This window comes from Chryseobacterium oryzae (assembly GCF_022811665.1).
In the GTDB taxonomy this organism is placed as follows: Bacteria; Bacteroidota; Bacteroidia; order Flavobacteriales; family Weeksellaceae; genus Chryseobacterium; species Chryseobacterium oryzae.
On the sequence record NZ_CP094529.1, the window covers coordinates 2,625,150 to 2,645,423 of the forward strand.

The 20,274-nt window shown below is 33.6% G+C and carries 12 protein-coding genes; 6 read left to right on the forward strand and 6 right to left on the reverse strand.

What is annotated here, in order from left to right:
- Positions 1 to 99: 99 nt before the first annotated feature.
- From MTP08_RS11940 to MTP08_RS11950, 3 genes are read right to left on the reverse strand one after another with little or no spacing between them, the layout of a single operon-like run.
- Complete coding sequence (locus tag MTP08_RS11940) at positions 100 to 1,437, reverse strand: carboxylesterase family protein (RefSeq protein ID WP_243576145.1); 1,338 nt, start codon at positions 1,435 to 1,437, stop codon at positions 100 to 102.
- A gap of 38 nt (positions 1,438 to 1,475) precedes the next feature.
- A complete protein-coding gene (locus tag MTP08_RS11945) occupies positions 1,476 to 2,750 on the reverse strand; it encodes an alkaline phosphatase family protein (RefSeq protein ID WP_243576146.1) in 1,275 nt (424 codons plus the stop codon).
- Between the two features lie 31 nt (positions 2,751 to 2,781).
- Complete coding sequence (locus MTP08_RS11950; RefSeq protein WP_243576147.1) at positions 2,782 to 3,963, reverse strand: hypothetical protein; 1,182 nt, start codon at positions 3,961 to 3,963, stop codon at positions 2,782 to 2,784.
- Between the two features lie 440 nt (positions 3,964 to 4,403).
- Between MTP08_RS11950 and MTP08_RS11955 the strand changes: the two genes are divergently transcribed.
- The 6 genes from MTP08_RS11955 (at position 4,404) to MTP08_RS11980 (ending at position 11,533) form a co-directional block, all read left to right on the forward strand.
- Positions 4,404 to 6,650 carry a dynamin family protein gene (locus MTP08_RS11955; RefSeq protein WP_243576148.1) on the forward strand — a complete coding sequence of 749 codons (2,247 nt, stop codon included), beginning with the start codon at positions 4,404 to 4,406 and terminating at the stop codon, positions 6,648 to 6,650.
- 1 nt (position 6,651) lies between these two features.
- Positions 6,652 to 7,074, forward strand: a complete 423-nt coding sequence (locus tag MTP08_RS11960) for a DUF1163 domain-containing protein (protein WP_243576149.1) — start codon at positions 6,652 to 6,654, stop codon at positions 7,072 to 7,074.
- Positions 7,074 to 10,085: an ATP-binding protein gene (locus tag MTP08_RS11965; RefSeq protein ID WP_243576150.1), complete on the forward strand. Its 3,012-nt coding sequence runs from the start codon at positions 7,074 to 7,076 to the stop codon at positions 10,083 to 10,085. Before MTP08_RS11960 ends, MTP08_RS11965 begins: the two co-directional genes overlap by 1 nt.
- Before the next feature lie 6 nt (positions 10,086 to 10,091).
- The gene (locus MTP08_RS11970) at positions 10,092 to 10,622 is read left to right on the forward strand and encodes a hypothetical protein (protein ID WP_243576151.1); all 531 of its coding nucleotides are present in this window, start codon (positions 10,092 to 10,094) and stop codon (positions 10,620 to 10,622) included.
- A gap of 62 nt (positions 10,623 to 10,684) precedes the next feature.
- On the forward strand, positions 10,685 to 10,885 hold the full coding sequence (locus MTP08_RS11975; protein ID WP_243576152.1) for a peptidase: 201 nt from the start codon (positions 10,685 to 10,687) through the stop codon (positions 10,883 to 10,885).
- A gap of 87 nt (positions 10,886 to 10,972) precedes the next feature.
- Positions 10,973 to 11,533: a hypothetical protein gene (locus tag MTP08_RS11980; RefSeq protein WP_243576153.1), complete on the forward strand. Its 561-nt coding sequence runs from the start codon at positions 10,973 to 10,975 to the stop codon at positions 11,531 to 11,533.
- 74 nt (positions 11,534 to 11,607) lie between these two features.
- Here the strand turns inward: MTP08_RS11980 and MTP08_RS11985 are convergent, their stop codons facing one another.
- The 3 genes from MTP08_RS11985 to rpoB form a co-directional block, all read right to left on the reverse strand.
- Positions 11,608 to 11,916 (reverse strand): DUF3467 domain-containing protein, encoded by a 309-nt coding sequence (locus MTP08_RS11985; RefSeq protein WP_209391040.1) that lies wholly within the window; start codon positions 11,914 to 11,916, stop codon positions 11,608 to 11,610.
- A 140-nt stretch (positions 11,917 to 12,056) separates the two neighbouring features.
- The gene (rpoC, locus tag MTP08_RS11990) at positions 12,057 to 16,322 is read right to left on the reverse strand and encodes a DNA-directed RNA polymerase subunit beta' (protein WP_243576154.1); all 4,266 of its coding nucleotides are present in this window, start codon (positions 16,320 to 16,322) and stop codon (positions 12,057 to 12,059) included.
- Positions 16,323 to 16,443: 121 nt separating this feature from the next.
- Entirely contained in the window at positions 16,444 to 20,265 is a 3,822-nt protein-coding gene (gene rpoB, locus MTP08_RS11995; protein WP_209391038.1) for a DNA-directed RNA polymerase subunit beta, read from the reverse strand.
- Positions 20,266 to 20,274: the final 9 nt, after the last annotated feature.

A 20,274-nucleotide genomic window follows, 5' to 3' on the forward strand; every position in this document is an offset into this window, starting at 1 on the left:
AATTAACTAACTAACATTTGTTAGGTGTAAAATTAAAAAGATTTTTTAATCTGACAAATTTTTTATGATTTTTATCATAGATTTTTGAATATTAGCTAATTAATGATTGGAGCTCACCTTGTTAACTTTCAAAATTTCAGGTCTTTCAGAATCATTAGATATTTTTCCTGTCTTTGCAAACTCTGCCCATAAAGCACGAATTTTTTTCCCTGAAAGATGAATATTGCTCCAAGGAGTATCTTTAAGAAGCACTGAATTCTTCCAAGCAGATTCATTAGAAAAAATAAGAGGCAAATCTACACAGTGCGAAGCTCCAATACTGTGATTTTGGGTAATTGAACTCAAAACAAATTGATAAACATTACCTCCGCCACTAGCCAGATTTTCAGCAAAATTATTAATAGGATTTGCGTAAATTGAATTGGTAGTTACACTTACCATTTTATCCAAAATTTTCTTATGAAGATAAGTGTAAAAGCCTTTTTCTGCTGTTTTAATGTAAAATGCTGTTTCGTCTTGATTATATCCAACCAAAACATCATATTTTGAAGCATTTTTTTTCCATAAATCTACACTTTCCTCTTCTGTACACAATGGAGGAAAACCATACTGACTACAGAAAGGCATCGCAGTTTTTAAGCCATATTTTCTAAATGACGGCAAATAACTATCATATTTTTCCACCATGGTTAGAGGATCTTTTTCATCTTTCAAAAAATCTGTATTCTGAAAAAATTCCTGTGACATTTTCTGTCTTTTTTTTCTGAAACCAAGCGGAGCACTTTGAATAATTGCCCGATGAAACAAACCTTTAACGCCTTCAGAAATCATAAGATGAGCAATAGCATCTCCACCGGAAGACTGCCCGAAAAGTGTAACATTATCTTTATCTCCTCCAAAATTTGAAATATGGGCTTGAATCCATTTCAATGCTTCAATGATATCAAACAAACCTAAATTTGCAGGTCGGTCTTCAGTTCCGCCCAAGAAACCAAAAAGACCTAACCGATAGGAAACAGAAACCACCATAACGTGTTGTTCTTTCACCCAAACCGAAGGATCAGAAGTTGGCAAATTCCCACATCCTACTTCATAAGAACCACCGTGGATCCAAACAATTACAGGCAATTTATCTTCTGTGGATACATTTTCGGGGCGGGTAATGGTGAGATATTGAGGCGATTCGTCAGGTTGAAAGTCATCTATATTGGTTTTCTGAATTAAGCGGTCTAAAAAAGGGCTTACTTTTTGAGGACAAACCGGAGTTTTATGTAAAAGCTGTTCCGGATTGTTATCTTTCTGGGGAACAGGCATTTTGAACCTTTCGGAACGTGCGTAACGAATATTTTTAATTTTTAAAACATGATCTTCCTGAAAGGCAAGAATGTTCCCAAGAGAAGTATGAAATGTATAAACACTGTTTGGATGGTCTTTCATATAAAATACTTTCAACTATAAATATCGTTTACTGTTCATTAGCGTAAAATTTTCTTTATATGACGTAATTTTCCGTCAATAGGCTGTTCAATTTTCAAACCAAGAATTTCTGCAACTACGGGATAGACATTTACGTTCTCAAATTCATCAATAACTGTATTATTTTTGAACTGATTTCCCCATGCAAAAAAAGTGGCTTTCATTTCCGGAACAGACCTAGGATCGTAACCATGTTTTCCAACAGATGTTTTTTTGCCTTTTTCAAGAAATATTTCTGGTGCTTTAGGAACTAAAACTATTTGCCCGATTCTCCCAAATCGGTCATCTTTTGTTCGGAAATGAAGATACTTGGGTAGTTTTTTATCCAAATACACTTCGTAACTCTCTGTTTTATTTGCTTTTAAATACTTATACGTACTTTTTACCTCATCAGAATTTTTAACATATACTCTTAATAAAGTCTGAGAATTATAGATATCGAATTTACCTTTATCCAGAAGAATATCAGGAATTTCGAGTGGTTTATCGCCGTTCACTTTAATCATTCCGTGGTCGGACAGAAATATAAAGTTCACATTTTTCAAACCTAACTGATTAACTTTTTGTACCAGTTCACCTATTGCATCATCAACCAGATGCACTGCTCTTTCAGTTTCCTTGGAATCTGGACCGAAATGATGCCCCGCAGCATCTACATCCGGAAAATACAGTGCAATAAAATGGGGTCTTTGTTCCTCCGGAAGCTGAAGCCATTTAATTACTTTAGTTACTTTTTCTGAAGGTGAAAATTTTTCATGATACGGATAATAATAGCTAGGTCTTATTCCACCCGCATTACTTGCTGAACCTACCCATTGTAAAGATGCAGATAAAGTTCCCTGCTTTTCTGCCAGTGCCCAAAGCGGAACTCCACCGTACCAACTTCCGTCTTCGGCGTTCTCTTTTTTATTCATGGCATACCCTTCTTTTCTTTTGTAATCATAAAAATAATTATCGATTAAACCATGATGGGAAGGATAAAGCCCGGTAATTAAACTCCAATGATTGGGAAATGTAATACTAGGAAAACTCGGAAGCATTGCCTTTGCCTGAACTCCTCCGTTTGCATATTTTATAAGATTCTGAGCATTGTATTTCTTTGCGTAATCGTATCGAAATCCGTCTGTGGAAATCATAATCACATACGGTTTTTGCATTGCTTCAGCACTATTGTAGCGGTTTGGAACAATGATTTGAGCGGTATCTGAAGGAATATTCTGTGCAGAAAATAATTGACAAATAAACAGACTGAAAACTATAAGAAAGTATTGCATTGAGGAGAATTTTTAAGAGATTTACTCATCTTTAGACTGCAAAATTACTAATCTCTTGTTCAAAACAATCTTTAAAATAACAAAAGTTGGTTTTATGTGCTAAATTTTTAAACTTGGTCTGCACTTCGATAGTTTCTTTATTTTGTGTAAGTTTAAGACATGTTTGATAATATAATAATGAGTAGTAATTTTTCCAGCCTACTCCAATATTTTCGAGATTTACAGACTGAAGATAATCTGAACTTATTCTATATTTTCCCATTTTTTCATAGGCAACGGCACAGAGAATTTTCCAGACTTCATCATGGGTAATTTTGCGGTCTTCCGGAACATAAAACTGGTCTTGATATTGTTGAAAAGTCTGATTTTTGATGAGGAATTCTATTTCTTTAATTCTGTTTGTAAAAATGAGCAATTCTAAAACAGAATATTCAAAACTACAAACCAATTTTTCAGAGGCTGAAATGTAATGAATCCTCCATTTCTTCATTTCCAAAAATGTTTTTTTGAATCCTTTTTCATCACCTATACAATCTGCGTATAATAATTCCACTCCAAATTTTAGTCCTGCCGGAATTACATGAATATTTTTCTGAATTTCTGTATTTTTAATCTGTTGGAAATACATCTTCATCAATTCATGATTCTGCTGCAAAAACGCACTTAAAAATAAAAATCCATACGCAAAAATTTTTCCTTCATTGCCATTATTATATTTCAGATAATGTAGAAAATACTGATCGTAAACTGTTCCTAAAAGATCGCGCATTGGATGATGTTCAAGAAAAAACTTTCTAGCCATCGGATAAGACAGTAAATACTGATGTACATTTGCCAGCAATTCCGGGCTTTCAGAAATATTCAAACAAAGTTCTTCGCTTTTGCGCCAATAATCTTTAGAAGTGTCATCTTCTCTGAAAAATTCTTTCAAATCTTTATTAGAAAAAGAGTCTAAAAACCCAGAAAAATCTCTGTAACCACAAAACTTAGCCAATTTATTAACCACATAATCACTGGTCTGAGAATCTGATTTTATAAGACCAAAAAAACGCCTGATGGTCTGTGCACTGATGCTGAAACCTGTCTCTTTGGCAATTCGCTCCGAAAGCAAAGCACAGTCTGTCGCCGTTGAAATCTGCTTTCCAAAGTTTTGAATAATAACTTTTTTCAAATGCCGGATTGCATCAATATACAGTGTAGAGTTTTTGTTCATTAAAGAAATGGTTATTAAATTTTTAAGACAATGAGATAAAACAAAAATAACCAATCATCCTTGAAATTGTACAAAATTGTACACAACATAACAGAAATTCTTGAATTATTTTTGAGAGTTATAACTATGCTAAATGTATAAAAAGGAAGCAAAATCCGATTACGGAAAACCGTAATTATCGATAACCTTTTTATGTTATTTTAGTAGTTTTTTTCACTCGGACATGGTTTGTCTAGGTGAGTGAGTAGATTTGTGAAAAAAAAATTAAAATTTAGAATATTAACCATTCATCAGCATTAAAAACCTTAAATATAACATGTAATTCGATGAAACATTTACAAATATAGAGTATAAATTTATAAAATATATAATTTTAATTTGAATAGAGATATACAATATTCTAAAAATTTTATAATGTAAAATAATTTTAAGACAAAAAAATGAAAGTAATTATTGACTATGATACAGTAATGTTTGAATTTAAGATAGAATGTAACGATTCAACCATCCAAAATAGCTTGAAACAAACAATAAAAGATAATCAAGGAAAAAGAATTACAGATTGGGTAAAAGAGTTTATTAAAAAAGTAAAAGAAGAAACTAACAATGATCCATTTGCAATGAAGATTATTGGTTGTGATTTGTATGAAGAGCAATATATCAAAGAGCTTTTTAATGAAATAAATATTGAATTTGAAAAGACTGTTGATGATAAAGATATTCAAGACAAGTACAAGGCAATTGATAATTTTTTAGAATATGCAGAAAAATCAAAAGAAGATATTGTTAAAAATGCCCTACGTCCAAATATTGAAAATATTAAAACTCATAGAAGTACAATAATAGAGATTCCTGTTATTGCAACAATGAGTTCCGGAAAATCTACTTTATTGAATGCTTTAATTGGAAAAGACTATTTACCCGAAGACACAGGTGCGACTACCGCAACAACATGCGATATTATTGTAAATAATCATTTACATAATTTCATTGGAAAAGCAATTTTTGATGGTAAAGAAGAAAAAAATACCAACGGAAACATCTCAGAGTTTTTAAAAGATTGGAATTTGAAAGCTAATGAAAATATTAATGACAAAAACGATGAAAAAAAATACCCTGATTTAAAATTACAAATAGAAGGTTTTATTCCAAATCTTAATACTTCAAATTTTAATTTACACTTTATTGATACGCCTGGACCCAATAGCTCTCAGCATAGTCATCATAAAGAAAAAACGTTTAGTTATTTAAAAGACAATCAAAATTTACCGATAGTTTTATATGTGCTTGATCCTGAAAAAATGGATTCAAAAGATGACGACTTTACTTTAGATGAAATCAGTAAGGTATTTAAAAATAACAACAAAAGTATAGACAGAATTATTTTTGTATACAATAAAATTGACAGAGAGGATATTGAAGAAAAGTCAATTAAAGAAATACTAAATAAAGTGGAATCTTTTTTAGAAAGAAAAGGTATTAAAAATGCTAAAATCTTTCCTATTAGTGCACAGTATGCAAAATTTGCTCAAATTGAGAATAACTTAACAAATAAAAAGAAATCAGATTTAAGAAATTATCGAGATAATTTTATTCACAATATAGATGATAATTATAAAGGATATCAACTTTTAGAATATGCACCGTTAACAAATTCTCAAAGAGAACAATTAAGAAAAACTATTACTAATGGTGAATTAGATTCGGAGTTGGTTTATTCAGGCTTAGCCGCATTGAAGTTATATTTAGAAGATTATATAATAAATCATCACAAAAAAACACAATACAAAGAGTTGAAAACCATTGCAAACAAAGTTTATAAACAGATTGAAACATCAATTCAACTTGAAGAAGAAAGGCTAGAAGAAATAACAGAAGGGCAAAAAAAAGAAAAAGAAGAAAATCAAAAAAAAGACATAGCGATATTAGATAAGAAAAAAAAAGAAGCTATTGAAGATATAAATAAAATAAAAGTAGATAAAAACTTTATTGAGCAAAAGTCAAGAGAATTTACTATGTCTTTTAATGACATAAAAAACAAAACATTTCAGAGGGAGGAACTAAGTAAAAATGAAGCAATTAAGCTAATTGAAGAAACGAATGAAGTAATTAAAAATATGCAAATTAGTATTAAAACAGATTTAATTTCTGAAATGAACAATCAATTGCATAAATACTTAGAAAATATAAAAAAAATTACAAAAGATAAATTTTCATTAGATGCAAATAATATAGAAATTAATGCTTTTAATGCAGAAATGGAAAATAGTGTTAATGCAATAAATATAAATCAACTTCACAAGTATCAAGAAGAAAAAGTTGAAACAATAACAAGAGAAATTGAAAGTAAGTGGTGGATTAAAAGAAAATTAAATTGGAAAGTAACAGAAGAACATAAGGTTTCAAAAACAATAATTAAAATTGTCGACCTTTACAGAGATACTTTAGAGCCATACAGTAAAACGTTTACAATAACATTAGAAGATTATAAACAAAATTTTATTGAAAAATTCTGTAATATTCATGATAGTTTTATTAATAGAATAGAAACTGAATTTGAAAATACTAAAAATAATATTTTTGAAAAATATACAAGTTCTATGAGTGAAGACAAAATACATAAAGTTATGAAACTTAAAGAACTAAAAAAATTGACAATTGATATAAAAAATTTTAGAAGAAACTAATATGAGAAATTTTACAGATAATAAGCCTTTATTACAAAATATTCAAAATAATGACATAAAAGAAATTAAACGTATCCTAATAGATAATATCTTTTTTCTTCAAGGTAATAGAGAAGAAATCAATAAAGCTATTCGGTATGCTTTAGATAAAAGTGATTTTCGTTTCGATGAAAATAAAGATTTAGAAGTATCAAATATAAATGATAAAGAAAGATGTTTTTCAGAAGAGCAATTTAATTTGGGTGAAAATTATTCAGAAGAACGTTATAATGTTTTGGTAGACTTGTATAATGAAGTTTACGCCAACAAAGAATATATTTACGAAAATGAACCTGCAACAGATAACAATAAAGTAGCCAAAATAGTTGCAGTGGCTGTAGGTGTGGGTATTACTGTGTATATTTTATATAGAATTTTAGATTAATGAGTACAGAAATTCAAAAAACAAATCAACAAGTTACAACTATTATTGATTTTGATGCCATACAGTTCAATTTACAAAAAAAATATTTAGAAGAAGATATTAGCATTCTACCTATTAACGATATACAAGCATCTGAAGATTTAATTACTCAAACTCGCTTTTTTGAACTTGAAAAATTTGTTTATGAAAAAGATATTAAAATATCGTATAAACTTAAATCAGTTTTTAGTGCATTACATTCTGTAAATAGTTCGGTGATTTTTAAAATTGTTTCTAATGGTACACAATGTACTATATATATTGGCGTAAAATCTAAAGCAGTTACAAACGCATCTAAAGTATTAACCGGAGCATTAAAAGGAAATTTTCCGGGAACAATATTTGTAGAAAACGAAGGAAGTGATGGTGCTTTAAAAAATGATGAAGTAAGCGATTTACAAAATAAAATTCTTAACGATTGCAAAGAAATAACAGCTGTTGTAGGTACACCATCGTTAAAAGACCAAGAAGAAGATCAGTTTATTCAGGGAATCGAAAACCTTATTTTAGGAATGAATGGTAAACCATTTACTGCTATTTTTATTGGCGATCCTGTTCCTGCAAACCAAGTAGAATTTACTTTAGATACTTACGAACAAATTTACAGTGTATTATCTAGCGAAAAAGAATTTGTTATAACAGATGGAGAAAATGAGTCGAATTCCACTTCATTCAGTACTTCAATAGGTAGTACATCTTCAACATCTGCAAGTGTTACAGAAGGTACAAATGAATCTACAACAACAAATTCTGGACCTTGGATTGGAAGAAAGCTAATGAATGGTTTGTTTGGGACAGGCTCAAAAAATGCTAATAGCATATCTCAAGGATTAGAGAGTTTAGTTAATTTAGGAGCTAAAGTATTAGATTTTGAAATTGGTAGTAAGGTACGTTTAGCACAAAATATATTAGGTAAAGAACCAGATTTTAAGATTAAACCAGATTTAAAAACAAAAGCAGAAGGTAGCAAAACAAAAGGCACAAATCATTCCGAAACAAAATCTAACGTAGAAGGAACTAGTGAGAATACTACTAAAGGAGAAAATACTTCCACAGGTACTTCAACATCTCATCAAAAAACCTTTACAAACAAGAAAGTTTCAAATTTTTTAGACCGGCTAGATAAGCAAATCGAACGTTTAGAACAAGGTAAAGGTGTAGGTTTTTGGAATGTAGGGGCTTACTTTATTTCTAAGGAAGCACAAAATAGCGTTATTGCAGCTAATATTTACAACGGAGTTATTAAAGGAGCAGAATCAAATTTTGAAACAGCAGTTGTAAAAACATTCAACTCGATAAATGAAAGCGAAAGAGAAAAAGTAAAAGAATATTTACAAAAATATCAAATTCCGCAATTACACAATTACGGCTATTTGGCACAAGCCATTACTACCGATGAACTAACGGTTCAAATAAATTTTCCTCATAAATCAGTTGTAGGTTTAGATGTGGTAGAAATTACACCATTTGGTAATAATCCCGAAAGAGAAGTTAAAAACAATATTAAAATAGGAAAGCTTTATAATTACGACCAAGTATTTACCAATGATATAGTATTAGATTTCAACAAATTTACCAGCCATATTTTTGTTACGGGCAGCACAGGTTCAGGAAAATCAAACGTAACTTACAATTTAATTGATAAGCTATGTGAAAAAAACATTAATTTCTTAGTGATAGAACCCACAAAAGGAGAATACAAAGATGAATTTGGAGGAAGAAAGAATGTTGCAGTTTATGGTACAAACCCAAATTATACACAATTACTTAAAATCAATCCATTTGCATTTCAGGAAAACATTCACGTCTACGAACATATTGATAGATTCATAGAAATTCTAAATGCTTGTTGGCCTATGGAGGCGGCAATGCCAAATTTACTTAAAGAAGCAGTCGAAGATGCCTATATTTCAAAAGGATGGCTTTTAGATGAATCTCGTTGTATTGCAGATAAAAAAGAATATCCTTTATTTTTGGATTTATTAAAATCGTTGGAAAATGTTATTGAAAACAGTGACTTTTCACACGAAGTAAAAAGCAATTACCAAGGAGCTTTGGTAACACGTGTTCGCAGTATGACCAATGGTTTAAACAAATTAATTTTTACAAACGAGTGCATTTCTGACGAGGATTTATTTGACAAAAATGTTATTGTCGATCTATCTCGTGTCGCATCATCAGAAGGAAAAGCGTTGTTTATGGGGATTTTGTTTATGAAGCTAAATGAATATCGCATCGCTAACAAAAATGAAAGTAACAGTAATTTAAAACATATCACGATACTTGAAGAAGCGCATAACTTATTAAAAAGAACATCTACAGATCAATCGGCTGATGGTGCAAATTTAGCAGGTAAATCTGTGGAAATGATTTCAAATGCTATTGCCGAAATGCGAACTTATGGTGAAGGATTTATTATTGCAGACCAAGCCCCTGGGTTATTAGATATGTCGGTAATTCGTAATACAAATACTAAAATATGTTTGCGTTTACCCGATTTTGAAGACAGAAAATTAGTTGGAAATGCAATGAATCTAAATGAAAATCAAATAAAAGAATTAGCAAATTTAGAAACAGGTGTTGCTGCAATTTATCAAAACGATTGGCAAGAAGCTATTATTTGTAAATTTGATAAGTTTGAATCTAAAGAAAAAGAGTTTAAACACACAGTAGAAATTAATAAAAAAGATAATATTGAAAGAGTATTAGAAATTATTAACCACTACGAAAAAGAAAAAAGGATTAAAGAAAATGACATTGATTTTATTAATGAAACTATTTCATTGGATTTTCTATTACGACAAAATTGGGATGAAGGTAAAAGTTTAAATAGTTTAAAAATAGATGTTACTAAAACACTAATAAAAATCACAGGTTTAGATAAAAAAGCAGTACAACCAATACTTAAATACGTAGTTCACTTATTAAAAAGAAAAAATTATAAAAGCATTATAAATAAAATTAAGATATAAAATATTATGGCAGCAATGGAAGCATTAACAGCAGCTTTAAAAAAAGCAGCAGAAACAACCATAAAAGAAGGTTTAAAAAAAGGAATTGAAGGATACAAGGATGGTAAAGATCTTAGAGAATCATTGAAAGGTGGTTTTGATGCTATGAAAGAAACAGGCTTTAAAGAAATTAATAATTTTTTATCACCCGAAAATGCTGAGAAACTGAACGAAAGTTCTGAGAAGCTAAATGAGATTCAAGATAAAATTGAATTTGAACCACAAAATTTTTCAGAAAACCAAACAGAAATCGTTAGTAATTTTAATGAAACTAAAGAAAATATTAATGAGGTTGCTAAAGATTTGAATGAAAATTTAAATGAAAAAGGATTAACACAAGAAATTAAAGAAACATTAAATGAGTTTAAGGATATTCTAAATCAAGTAAAAGAAATTCAAGAAAAACTTAAAGATTTGGGCATTAGTCCCGATATGTTATCAATGTTAAATTCTGACACTTCTGAGATTGATGATATGGAAGATGCAGATGGTGAATAAACCATATTATTCATTCCACAAATCTGCATTAACCATTTAATGATTTAAAGAAATACTAACCAATGTCCACCCACCTCTACATCGCAACCGCAAAAAAACAATACGGCAAACTCGCCAAAGGAATGTTTGTAGAAATTATAATAAGAAATGCCAGCAGACCGCCTATACAAAAAGAAGTTTTGGATGCCATCAACAAAAAATATGGCGATAAAACTGCCGTAAATGGGTTAAGCATTTCCAATTTTGATATTGTAAAACAATAAATAATAATCAGACAGGTTGTCAAACTTTTTCCTAAACCTCACGGGTTTTAAAAACCCGTGAGGTTTGTTTTTAACACAAATACAAAAATGTCACATCTTACGTTCAATCCTTGGATCGGAAAAAACTACGGTAAACCACCATACGGCAAACTTTTAATCCTCGGAGATTCTCACTATTTTAATAATGGACTTCCGAATAATCTGGAAAATTTCACAAAAGCTCAGATTGCCGAGTTAGACGATATTTCGAGTAATTTTCACAAGACTATCCTGAAGATTTTTAATCATCATACCCATCATGAATTTTGGGATAAGATTGCTTTTGCCAATGCTGTTCAGAGTGCTTTTACCAATGCGGATCAAGTTCCTACAAATGCAGAGAAAGATATTGCTGAACGTGCTTTCAAAGAATATTTGGAAATTGTGAAGCCAGAAAAAGTAATTGTATTTTCCAGCCGACTTTGGGAGCATTTTTTCAACAAACCTGGTTGGGGAAATCATCTGGGAAAAATCAATGATCGATGGAATGTAAGAGCGCTAGACTATGTTGGAGGAACTTGCAAAGCTATGGGTTTGCATCATCCTTCAAGCCGTGGATTCAGTGTTCCTGAATTTCAAAAAGTTATTCAGGATTTTCTAAGATTTTAAAACAGGTTTTATTACCACAACAAAAGAGCCTCAGCTAAAAAACTGAGGCTCTTTTTTTTATGTTGAGAAAAATCTTAAGCTTGTACGTTATTTCCTCCCAATACGAAAGGTTCAACTTCTTTAATTTCTCCGAATTGTTGCTCAAAATTCGCAACGTTTTGCTGAAGTGCAGCCAAAACTCTCTTTGCATGAAGAGGAGCCAAGATTACTCTAGATCTTACGTTAGCTTGTTGAACACCCGGCATCATTTGGATGAAGTCTACCACAAATTCAGATGGAGAATGGTTTACTAATGCTAAGTTACAGTAAACTCCTGAAGCGATCATTTCGTTTAACTGAATGTTGATGTTTCCGTCTTGTGGATTTTGATTTTGATTGTCCATTTTTTGTTTAAAGTTTTTGTTTTAATATTCAAGTTTCAAAAATAAATAAAAGTTTGAAGCCTGAACATTAATTTATAATTATTTTTTTGAATTCAGGATTCGGAATACTCATTCATACCCCGAATCCTTTATTCTTTTTATTAATTCAAATCTTCGAATTCTTTTCTAGAACCTACGATTACACTTTGATATTCTTTAAGACCTGTACCTGCAGGAATTCTGTGTCCTACAATTACATTTTCTTTAAGACCGTTAAGATCATCTACCTTACCGGCAACCGCAGCTTCGTTAAGAACTTTAGTTGTTTCCTGGAATGATGCAGCAGACATGAATGATTTCGTTTGAAGAGCCGCTCTTGTAATACCTTGTAATACCGGAGTAGCTGTTGCAGGTAGAGCATCTCTTACTTCCACCAAAGCTTGATCTTCACGCTTCAATTTTGAGTTTTCGTCTCTTAATTCTCTTGCAGTAATCATCTGTCCCGGTTTGAAAGCTTTAGAATCTCCGGCTTCAGTAACTACTTTAAGACCAAATACTCTGTTGTTTTCTTCCAAGAAGTCATATTTATGTTCAAGAGCACCTTCAAGGAACTGAGTATCACCTCCATCTACGATAGAAACTTTCGTCATCATCTGTCTTACGATAATTTCGAAGTGCTTGTCGTCGATTTTTACCCCTTGTAAACGGTAAACTTCCTGAATCTCATTTACTAAATATTCCTGAACTGCAGTTGGACCTTTAATTCTCAAGATATCTTCCGGAGTGATAGAACCGTCAGAAAGTGGTGAACCAGCTCTTACGAAGTCGTTCTCCTGTACCAAAATTTGGTTTGATAATTTAACTAAATAAATTTTTCTCTCACCAGTTTTAGCTTCAACGATTAATTCACGGTTACCTCTCTTAATTTTTCCGTAAGAGACTACCCCGTCGATTTCTGTAACCACCGCTGGGTTTGAAGGGTTTCTTGCTTCGAATAATTCGGTAACTCTCGGAAGACCTCCAGTGATATCCCCTGCTTTTGCAGATTTTCTTGGGATTTTGATTAAGACTTTACCTGCCTTAATTTTTTCACCGTCGTTAACCATTAAGTGGGCTCCTACCGGTAAGTTGTAACCTTTCTGTTCAACACCTTTAGAATCTACCACTTTTAAAGTAGGTACAGCTTTCTTGTTTCTCGATTCTGAAATAACTTTCTCTTCGAAACCTGTCTGCTCGTCGATTTCCAATTGGAATGAAATCCCCTGGATAATATCTTCGTATTCTACTTTACCGGCTGTTTCTGCAATAATAACCGCGTTGTACGGATCCCATCTACAGATCATATCCCCTTTACTTACTTTATCTCCCGGTTTTACCGCCAAGATAGCACCATAAGGAATGTTGGCAACCATTAACGGAGTTCTAGCCTCGTTATCTGCCACCAAACGGAATTCTGTTGAACGTGAAACGACAACTTCAGCTGTATTACCGTTTTCATCTTCAGAAGTAATGGTTCTTACTTCATCCATTTCTACGATACCGTCTCTTCTTGCTACAATTGAAGGGTTTTCTGATACGTTTCCTGCAGTACCCCCTTGGTGGAAGGTTCTCAACGTAAGCTGAGTTCCTGGTTCCCCAATAGACTGTGCTGCAATTACACCTACCGCTTCACCCATGTGAATCATCTTACCTGTTGCTAAGTTTCTACCGTAACATTTAGCACAGATACCTTTTTTAGTTTCACAAGTTAATGGTGAACGAACTTCAACCGCTTCTAATCCTGCTTCTTCAATTTTCTTCGCTAAAGATTCAGTAATAACCTCATCTGCTTCAGCAATTAATTCATCACTTTCAGGATCATAAATATTATGTAAAGAAACTCTACCTAAAATTCTTTCAGAAATTCTTTCTACAATTTCGTCATTTTTCTTCAAGGCAGTAACTTCTGTACCTCTTAAAGTTCCACAATCGTCTTCTGTAACGATAACGTCTTGTGCAACGTCTACCAATCTTCTCGTTAAGTAACCTGCATCGGCAGTTTTAAGAGCAGTATCCGCAAGACCTTTACGGGCACCGTGGGTAGAGATAAAGTATTCTAAAATAGAAAGACCTTCTTTAAAGTTCGCAAGAATCGGGTTTTCGATGATTTCCGCACCGGTAGAACCAGCTTTTTGCGGTTTCGCCATCAAACCTCTCATCCCGGATAACTGACGGATCTGTTCTTTAGAACCCCTTGCTCCAGAATCAAGCATCATATATACAGAGTTGAATCCGCCTTTGTCGGTTTTCATTCTGCTCATGATCATTTCTGTTAATCCTGCGTTGGTATTCGTCCAAACGTCGATTACCTGGTTATAACGTTCTGTATCGGTAATTAGACCCATGTTATAGTTAGCTCTAATTTCGTCAACAGCTTCAATAGACTGCGCAATCATCTGTTTTTTCTCTACCGGAACTACAATATCTCCAAGAGAGAAAGAAAGACCTCCTTTGAATGCGTTTGAATACCCTAAATCTTTCATGGCATCCAAGAACTTCACAGTTGTAGGAAAATCTGTATCTGCAAGGATTTTACCGATAACATTTCTTAATGATTTCTTCGTTAAAAGTTCATTAATATATCCTACCTGCTTAGGTACAATCTGGTTGAATAAAATTCTACCTACAGAAGTTTCGATTAATCTTGTAACGATTTCTCCGTTTTCTTTAACCGGAAGTCTACATCTTACTTTAGCATTTAAAGATACTCTACCTTCTGCATAAGCGATTTCTGCTTCTTCAGGAGAATAGAATGCAAGACCTTCTCCTTTTACTTTCATATCTTCTGTAGAACTCAACTCTTTGGTCATGAAATAAAGACCAAGAACCATGTCCTGAGAAGGTACAGTGATAGGAGAACCATTTGCAGGGTTCAAGATATTTTGTGAACCTAACATCAATAACTGAGCTTCAAGGATTGCTTCAGGACCTAACGGTAAGTGTACCGCCATCTGGTCACCATCGAAATCGGCATTGAAGGCCGTTGTTACCAATGGGTGAAGCTGAATTGCTTTTCCTTCAATCATTTTAGGCTGGAATGCCTGAATACCCAATCTGTGAAGCGTAGGTGCTCTGTTTAGTAAAACAGGGTGACCTTTCATCACGTTTTCAAGGATATCATATACAACAGGTTCTTTTCTGTCGATGATTCTTTTAGCAGATTTTACTGTTTTTACAATTCCTCTTTCAATCAGTTTTCTGATGATGAACGGTTTGTAAAGTTCCGCTGCCATATCTTTAGGAATACCACATTCGTGAAGCTGTAAGTTTGGACCTACAACAATTACCGAACGCGCAGAGTAATCTACCCTTTTTCCTAATAGGTTCTGACGGAAACGACCTTGCTTACCTTTCAATGAATCTGAAAGTGATTTCAATGGTCTGTTTGATTCAGATTTTACAGCTGAAGATTTTCTTGTATTATCGAATAATGAATCTACAGATTCCTGAAGCATACGCTTCTCGTTTCTCAAGATTACTTCAGGAGCTTTAATCTCCAATAATCTCTTCAAACGATTGTTTCTGATGATCACTCTTCTGTAAAGGTCATTCAAATCGGAAGTAGCGAAACGTCCTCCATCCAACGGAACCAATGGTCTTAGTTCTGGTGGAATAACAGGAAGCACACGCATAATCATCCACTCCGGTCTGTTGATCATTCTTGTATTAGCACCTCTCAATGCCTCTACAACGTTCAATCTTTTTAGAGCTTCAGTTCTTCTTTGTTTTGAACCTTCGTTGTGAGCTTTGTGTCTCAAGTCGAAAGACAAGGCATCAAGATCAATTCTTTTTAATAATTCCTCAACTGCTTCAGCACCCATTTTAGCGATGAATTTGTTTGGATCGGAATCATCAAGATACTGGTTTTCAACAGGAAGAGTTTCCATAATATCAAGATACTCTTCTTCTGTAAGGAATTCCATATGATCGAAATCGGAACCGTCTAATTTCTTAGCAATACCTTGTTGAATTACTACATATCTTTCGTAGTAGATAATCATATCCAATTTCTTGGAAGGAATACCCAAAAGGTAACCGATTTTGTTTGGTAAAGAACGGAAATACCAGATGTGAGCAATAGGAACTACCAAATTGATATGCCCGATTCTCTCTCTACGTACTTTTTTCTCAGTAACCTCTACACCACAACGGTCGCAAACGATCCCTTTGTAACGAATTCTCTTGTATTTACCACAAGCACATTCGTAATCTTTAATAGGACCGAAGATTTTTTCGCAGAACAAACCATCTCTTTCAGGCTTGTGTGTTCTGTAGTTAATAGTTTCCGGCTTAAGCACCTCCCCTCTTGAGTCTTGTAAAATAGATTCCGGTGAAGCTAAACCGATGGTTATTTTATTAAATCTACTTGATTTATTTTTATTTGACATAATTTTTTAGATTTTAGATTTCAGATTTCAGATTTCAGACGAAATCATCATTCCAAATTCAACTGGTTTTAAAATTTTTAGAGCCACATAATCTGACATCTAGTGTCTGACATCTGATATCTTACTCCTCCAATCTTACGTCTAATCCAAGACCTTGTAACTCGTGAAGTAATACATTGAAAGATTCCGGAATACCAGGTTCTGGCATTGCTTCTCCTTTTGCAATCGCTTCATAAGTTTTTGCTCTACCAATCACGTCATCCGACTTCACAGTCAAGATTTCTCTCAAGATGTTAGATGCACCGAATGCTTCAAGTGCCCAAACCTCCATCTCTCCAAAACGCTGTCCACCAAACTGAGCTTTACCTCCTAAAGGCTGCTGAGTAATGAGTGAATAAGGTCCAATAGAACGTGCGTGCATTTTGTCGTCAACCATGTGTCCTAATTTCAACATATAGATGATACCAACTGTTGCCGCTTGTGAGAATCTCTCTCCGGTACCACCATCGTAAAGATAAGTATGTCCGAATTTAGGAAGACCTGCTTTATCGGTATATTCTGTAATCTGATCTAATGTTGCTCCATCAAAGATTGGCGTAGCGAACTTCATACCCAGTTTCTGACCAGCCCATCCAAGAACTGTTTCATAAATCTGTCCGATGTTCATACGAGAAGGTACCCCAAGTGGATTCAATACGATATCTACCGGTGTTCCGTCTTCTAGGAAAGGCATATCTTCTTCACGAACGATTCTCGAAACGATACCTTTGTTACCGTGACGACCTGCCATTTTATCCCCAACATTCAGTTTACGTTTTTTAGCAATATAGACTTTAGCCAACTTCATGATACCTGCAGGAAGCTCATCTCCGATTGAAATTGCAAATTTCTCACGGTTTTTAACTCCTTGGATATCGTTGTATTTAATTTTGTAATTGTGAATTAATTGTTTAATTAACTCATTTTTATCGTTATCAACAGTCCAATCTGCACCGCTAACGTTTACATAATCTTCAACTGAAGTTAACAATTTATGAGTGAATTTAACACCCTTACCGATAATTTCTTCGTCTAAGTCATTAGTAACTCCCTGAGAAGTTTTACCGCTCACTAACGTGTTCAATTTTTCGATTAAAGTATTTCTTAACTCGTCAAACTTAGCTTTGTAAGTGTTTTCAATTTCTTCAAGCTTCAGTTTTTCTTCAGTTCTTTTCTTTTTATCTTTAATGTTTCTTGAGAACAATTTTTTATCGATAACAACACCTCTTAATGATGAATCTGCTTTCAATGAAGCATCTTTTACATCACCAGCTTTGTCACCGAATATTGCTCTAAGTAATTTTTCTTCCGGCGTAGGATCAGATTCTCCTTTTGGAGTAATCTTACCAATCATGATATCACCAGGCTTCACTTCAGCCCCGATTCTAATCATACCGTTCTCATCAAGATCTTTAGTAGCTTCTTCAGAAACGTTCGGAATATCTGCTGTAAGTTCTTCCATACCTAATTTGGTATCACGAACTTCAAGAGAATATTCATCTACGTGGATTGAAGTAAACCAGTCTTCACGCACAACTTTTTCGTTGATTACGATGGCATCCTCGAAGTTGTATCCTTTCCAAGGCATGAACGCTACAACAAGGTTTCTACCAAGAGCCAATTCTCCTTTTTCTGTAGCATAACCATCACAAAGAACCTGTCCTTTCTGTACTGTATCTCCAACTCTTACGTTTGGTCTTAGAGTAATGGTTGTACTTTGGTTGGTTTTTCTGAATTTTGTTAAATTATATGTTTTCGTAGCAGATTCGAATGATACTAAATCTTCGTCTTCGCTTCTTTCATATTTAATAACAATTTTATCTGCATCTACATATTCTACGCTACCTCTTCCTTCTGCATTAATTAAAATTCTAGAATCTTTAGCCACCTGTTGTTCCAGACCTGTACCTACGATTGGAGCTTGTGGCTTCAACAAAGGAACTGCCTGACGCATCATGTTAGATCCCATCAATGCACGGTTCGCATCATCATGTTCCAAGAACGGAATTAATGAAGCTGAAATACCAGAAATCTGGTTAGGCGCTACATCAATTAAATTAACTTCAGAAGGTTCTACTACAGGATAATCTCCATCAAGACGGGCAATAATTCTATCTGTTTCGAAATCACCATTGTCACTTAACTCAACGTTTGCCTGAGCAATTACTTTATCTTCTTCGTCCTCCGCATTTAAATAGATTGGATCTGCATTTAAATCTACTTTACCACCTTCAACTTTTCTGTATGGAGTTTCAATGAAACCTAGAGTATTGATTTTAGCATAAATCCCTAGAGAAGAAATCAAACCAATGTTTGGTCCTTCCGGAGTTTCAATCGGACAAATTCTTCCGTAGTGAGTATGGTGAACGTCTCGAACCTCGAAACCTGCTCTTTCTCTTGATAAACCACCAGGCCCTAGTGCAGAAAGTCTACGCTTGTGCGTAATTTCTGAAAGTGGGTTGGTTTGGTCCATAAACTGAGAAAGCTGGTTGGTACCAAAGAATGAGTTAATTACTGATGTTAAAGTTTTAGCGTTAACAAGATCTAGCGGAGTAAAGATTTCGTTATCTCTAACGTTCATTCTCTCCTTAATTGTTCTTGCAATTCTAGAAAGACCTACACCGAACTGCCCTGCCAATTGCTCACCAACAGTTTTAATTCTTCTGTTAGATAAGTGGTCGATATCATCAACCTCAGCTTTAGAGTTAACCAATTCTATTAAGTGTCTTACAATCGCAATGATATCTTCTTTGGTAAGAACCTCAGTGGTTGTAGGAATATTAAGACCTAATTTTTTGTTCAGTCTGTAACGTCCAACTTCTCCTAATGAATATCTTTGCTCGGAGAAGAATAATTTTTCGATAATTCCTCTTGCAGTTTCCTCATCTGGCGGATCTGCATTTCTTAACTGACGGTAGATGTATTCTACTGCTTCTTTTTCAGAGTTAGTAGGGTCTTTTTGTAAAGTATTCTGGATGATAGAGAATTCGTTTGAATTTTCTTTGTGAATCAGGATAGATTTCACACCAGCATCCAAAATAAGATCTAAATGCTCTTTTTCAAGAATTGTTTCTCTATCTAAGATGATTTCGTTTCTTTCGATAGAAACAACCTCACCGGTATCTTCGTCTACGAAATCTTCAAACCAAGTGTTCAAAACTCTCGCAGCTAATGTTCTTCCTTCTACTTTTTTAAGGGCAGCTTTAGAAACTTTTACTTCTTCTGCAAGGTCGAAAATCTGAAGAATATCCTTATCAGATTCGAAACCGATTGCTCTTAATAATGTTGTTAAAGGTAATTTTTTCTTACGATCGATATACGCGTACATTACGCTGTTGATATCGGTTGTAAATTCCATCCAAGATCCTTTAAAAGGAATAATTCTTGAATAATACAATTTGGTTCCGTTAGCGTGATATGTCTGTCCGAAGAACACACCCGGAGATCTGTGTAACTGAGTTACAATAACACGCTCCGCTCCATTAATAATGAATGAACCAGAAGGGGTCATATAAGGAACCGGACCTAAATATACATCCTGTACAACTGTCTGAAAATCTTCATGTTCAGGGTCTGTACAATATAATTTAAGTCTGGCTTTTAGAGGAACTGAATACGTTAAACCTCTTTCCACACACTCGTCGATCGAATAACGTGGAGAATCTACCAAATAATCTAAAAACTCCAATACGAATTGGTTTCTAGAATCGGTAATAGGAAAGTTTTCCTGGAAGGTTTTATGCAAACCTTCTTTCTTTCTGTCCTCAGGAAGTGTATCTAACTGGAAAAAATCTTTAAATGACTCTAACTGGATATCTAAGAAATCCGGAGTAATGATTTTTCCTTTAGCCGAAGAGAAATTAATTCTCTCCACTCCCCTAGTTGTTGATGTTGTTTTACTCATAAAACTTTT

Excerpts from the sequence above, each read along its gene's own strand:
- MTP08_RS11940 (WP_243576145.1), bottom strand. The coding sequence starts at position 1,437 with ATGAAAGACCATCCAAACAGTGTTTATACATTTCATACTTCTCTTGGG.
- MTP08_RS11945 (WP_243576146.1), bottom strand. The coding sequence starts at position 2,750 with ATGCAATACTTTCTTATAGTTTTCAGTCTGTTTATTTGTCAATTATTT.
- MTP08_RS11950 (WP_243576147.1), bottom strand. The coding sequence starts at position 3,963 with ATGAACAAAAACTCTACACTGTATATTGATGCAATCCGGCATTTGAAA.
- MTP08_RS11955 (WP_243576148.1), top strand. The coding sequence starts at position 4,404 with ATGAAAGTAATTATTGACTATGATACAGTAATGTTTGAATTTAAGATA.
- MTP08_RS11960 (WP_243576149.1), top strand. The coding sequence starts at position 6,652 with ATGAGAAATTTTACAGATAATAAGCCTTTATTACAAAATATTCAAAAT.
- MTP08_RS11965 (WP_243576150.1), top strand. The coding sequence starts at position 7,074 with ATGAGTACAGAAATTCAAAAAACAAATCAACAAGTTACAACTATTATT.
- MTP08_RS11970 (WP_243576151.1), top strand. The coding sequence starts at position 10,092 with ATGGCAGCAATGGAAGCATTAACAGCAGCTTTAAAAAAAGCAGCAGAA.
- MTP08_RS11975 (WP_243576152.1), top strand. The coding sequence starts at position 10,685 with ATGTCCACCCACCTCTACATCGCAACCGCAAAAAAACAATACGGCAAA.
- MTP08_RS11980 (WP_243576153.1), top strand. The coding sequence starts at position 10,973 with ATGTCACATCTTACGTTCAATCCTTGGATCGGAAAAAACTACGGTAAA.
- MTP08_RS11985 (WP_209391040.1), bottom strand. The coding sequence starts at position 11,916 with ATGGACAATCAAAATCAAAATCCACAAGACGGAAACATCAACATTCAG.
- rpoC (WP_243576154.1), bottom strand. The coding sequence starts at position 16,322 with ATGTCAAATAAAAATAAATCAAGTAGATTTAATAAAATAACCATCGGT.
- rpoB (WP_209391038.1), bottom strand. The coding sequence starts at position 20,265 with ATGAGTAAAACAACATCAACAACTAGGGGAGTGGAGAGAATTAATTTC.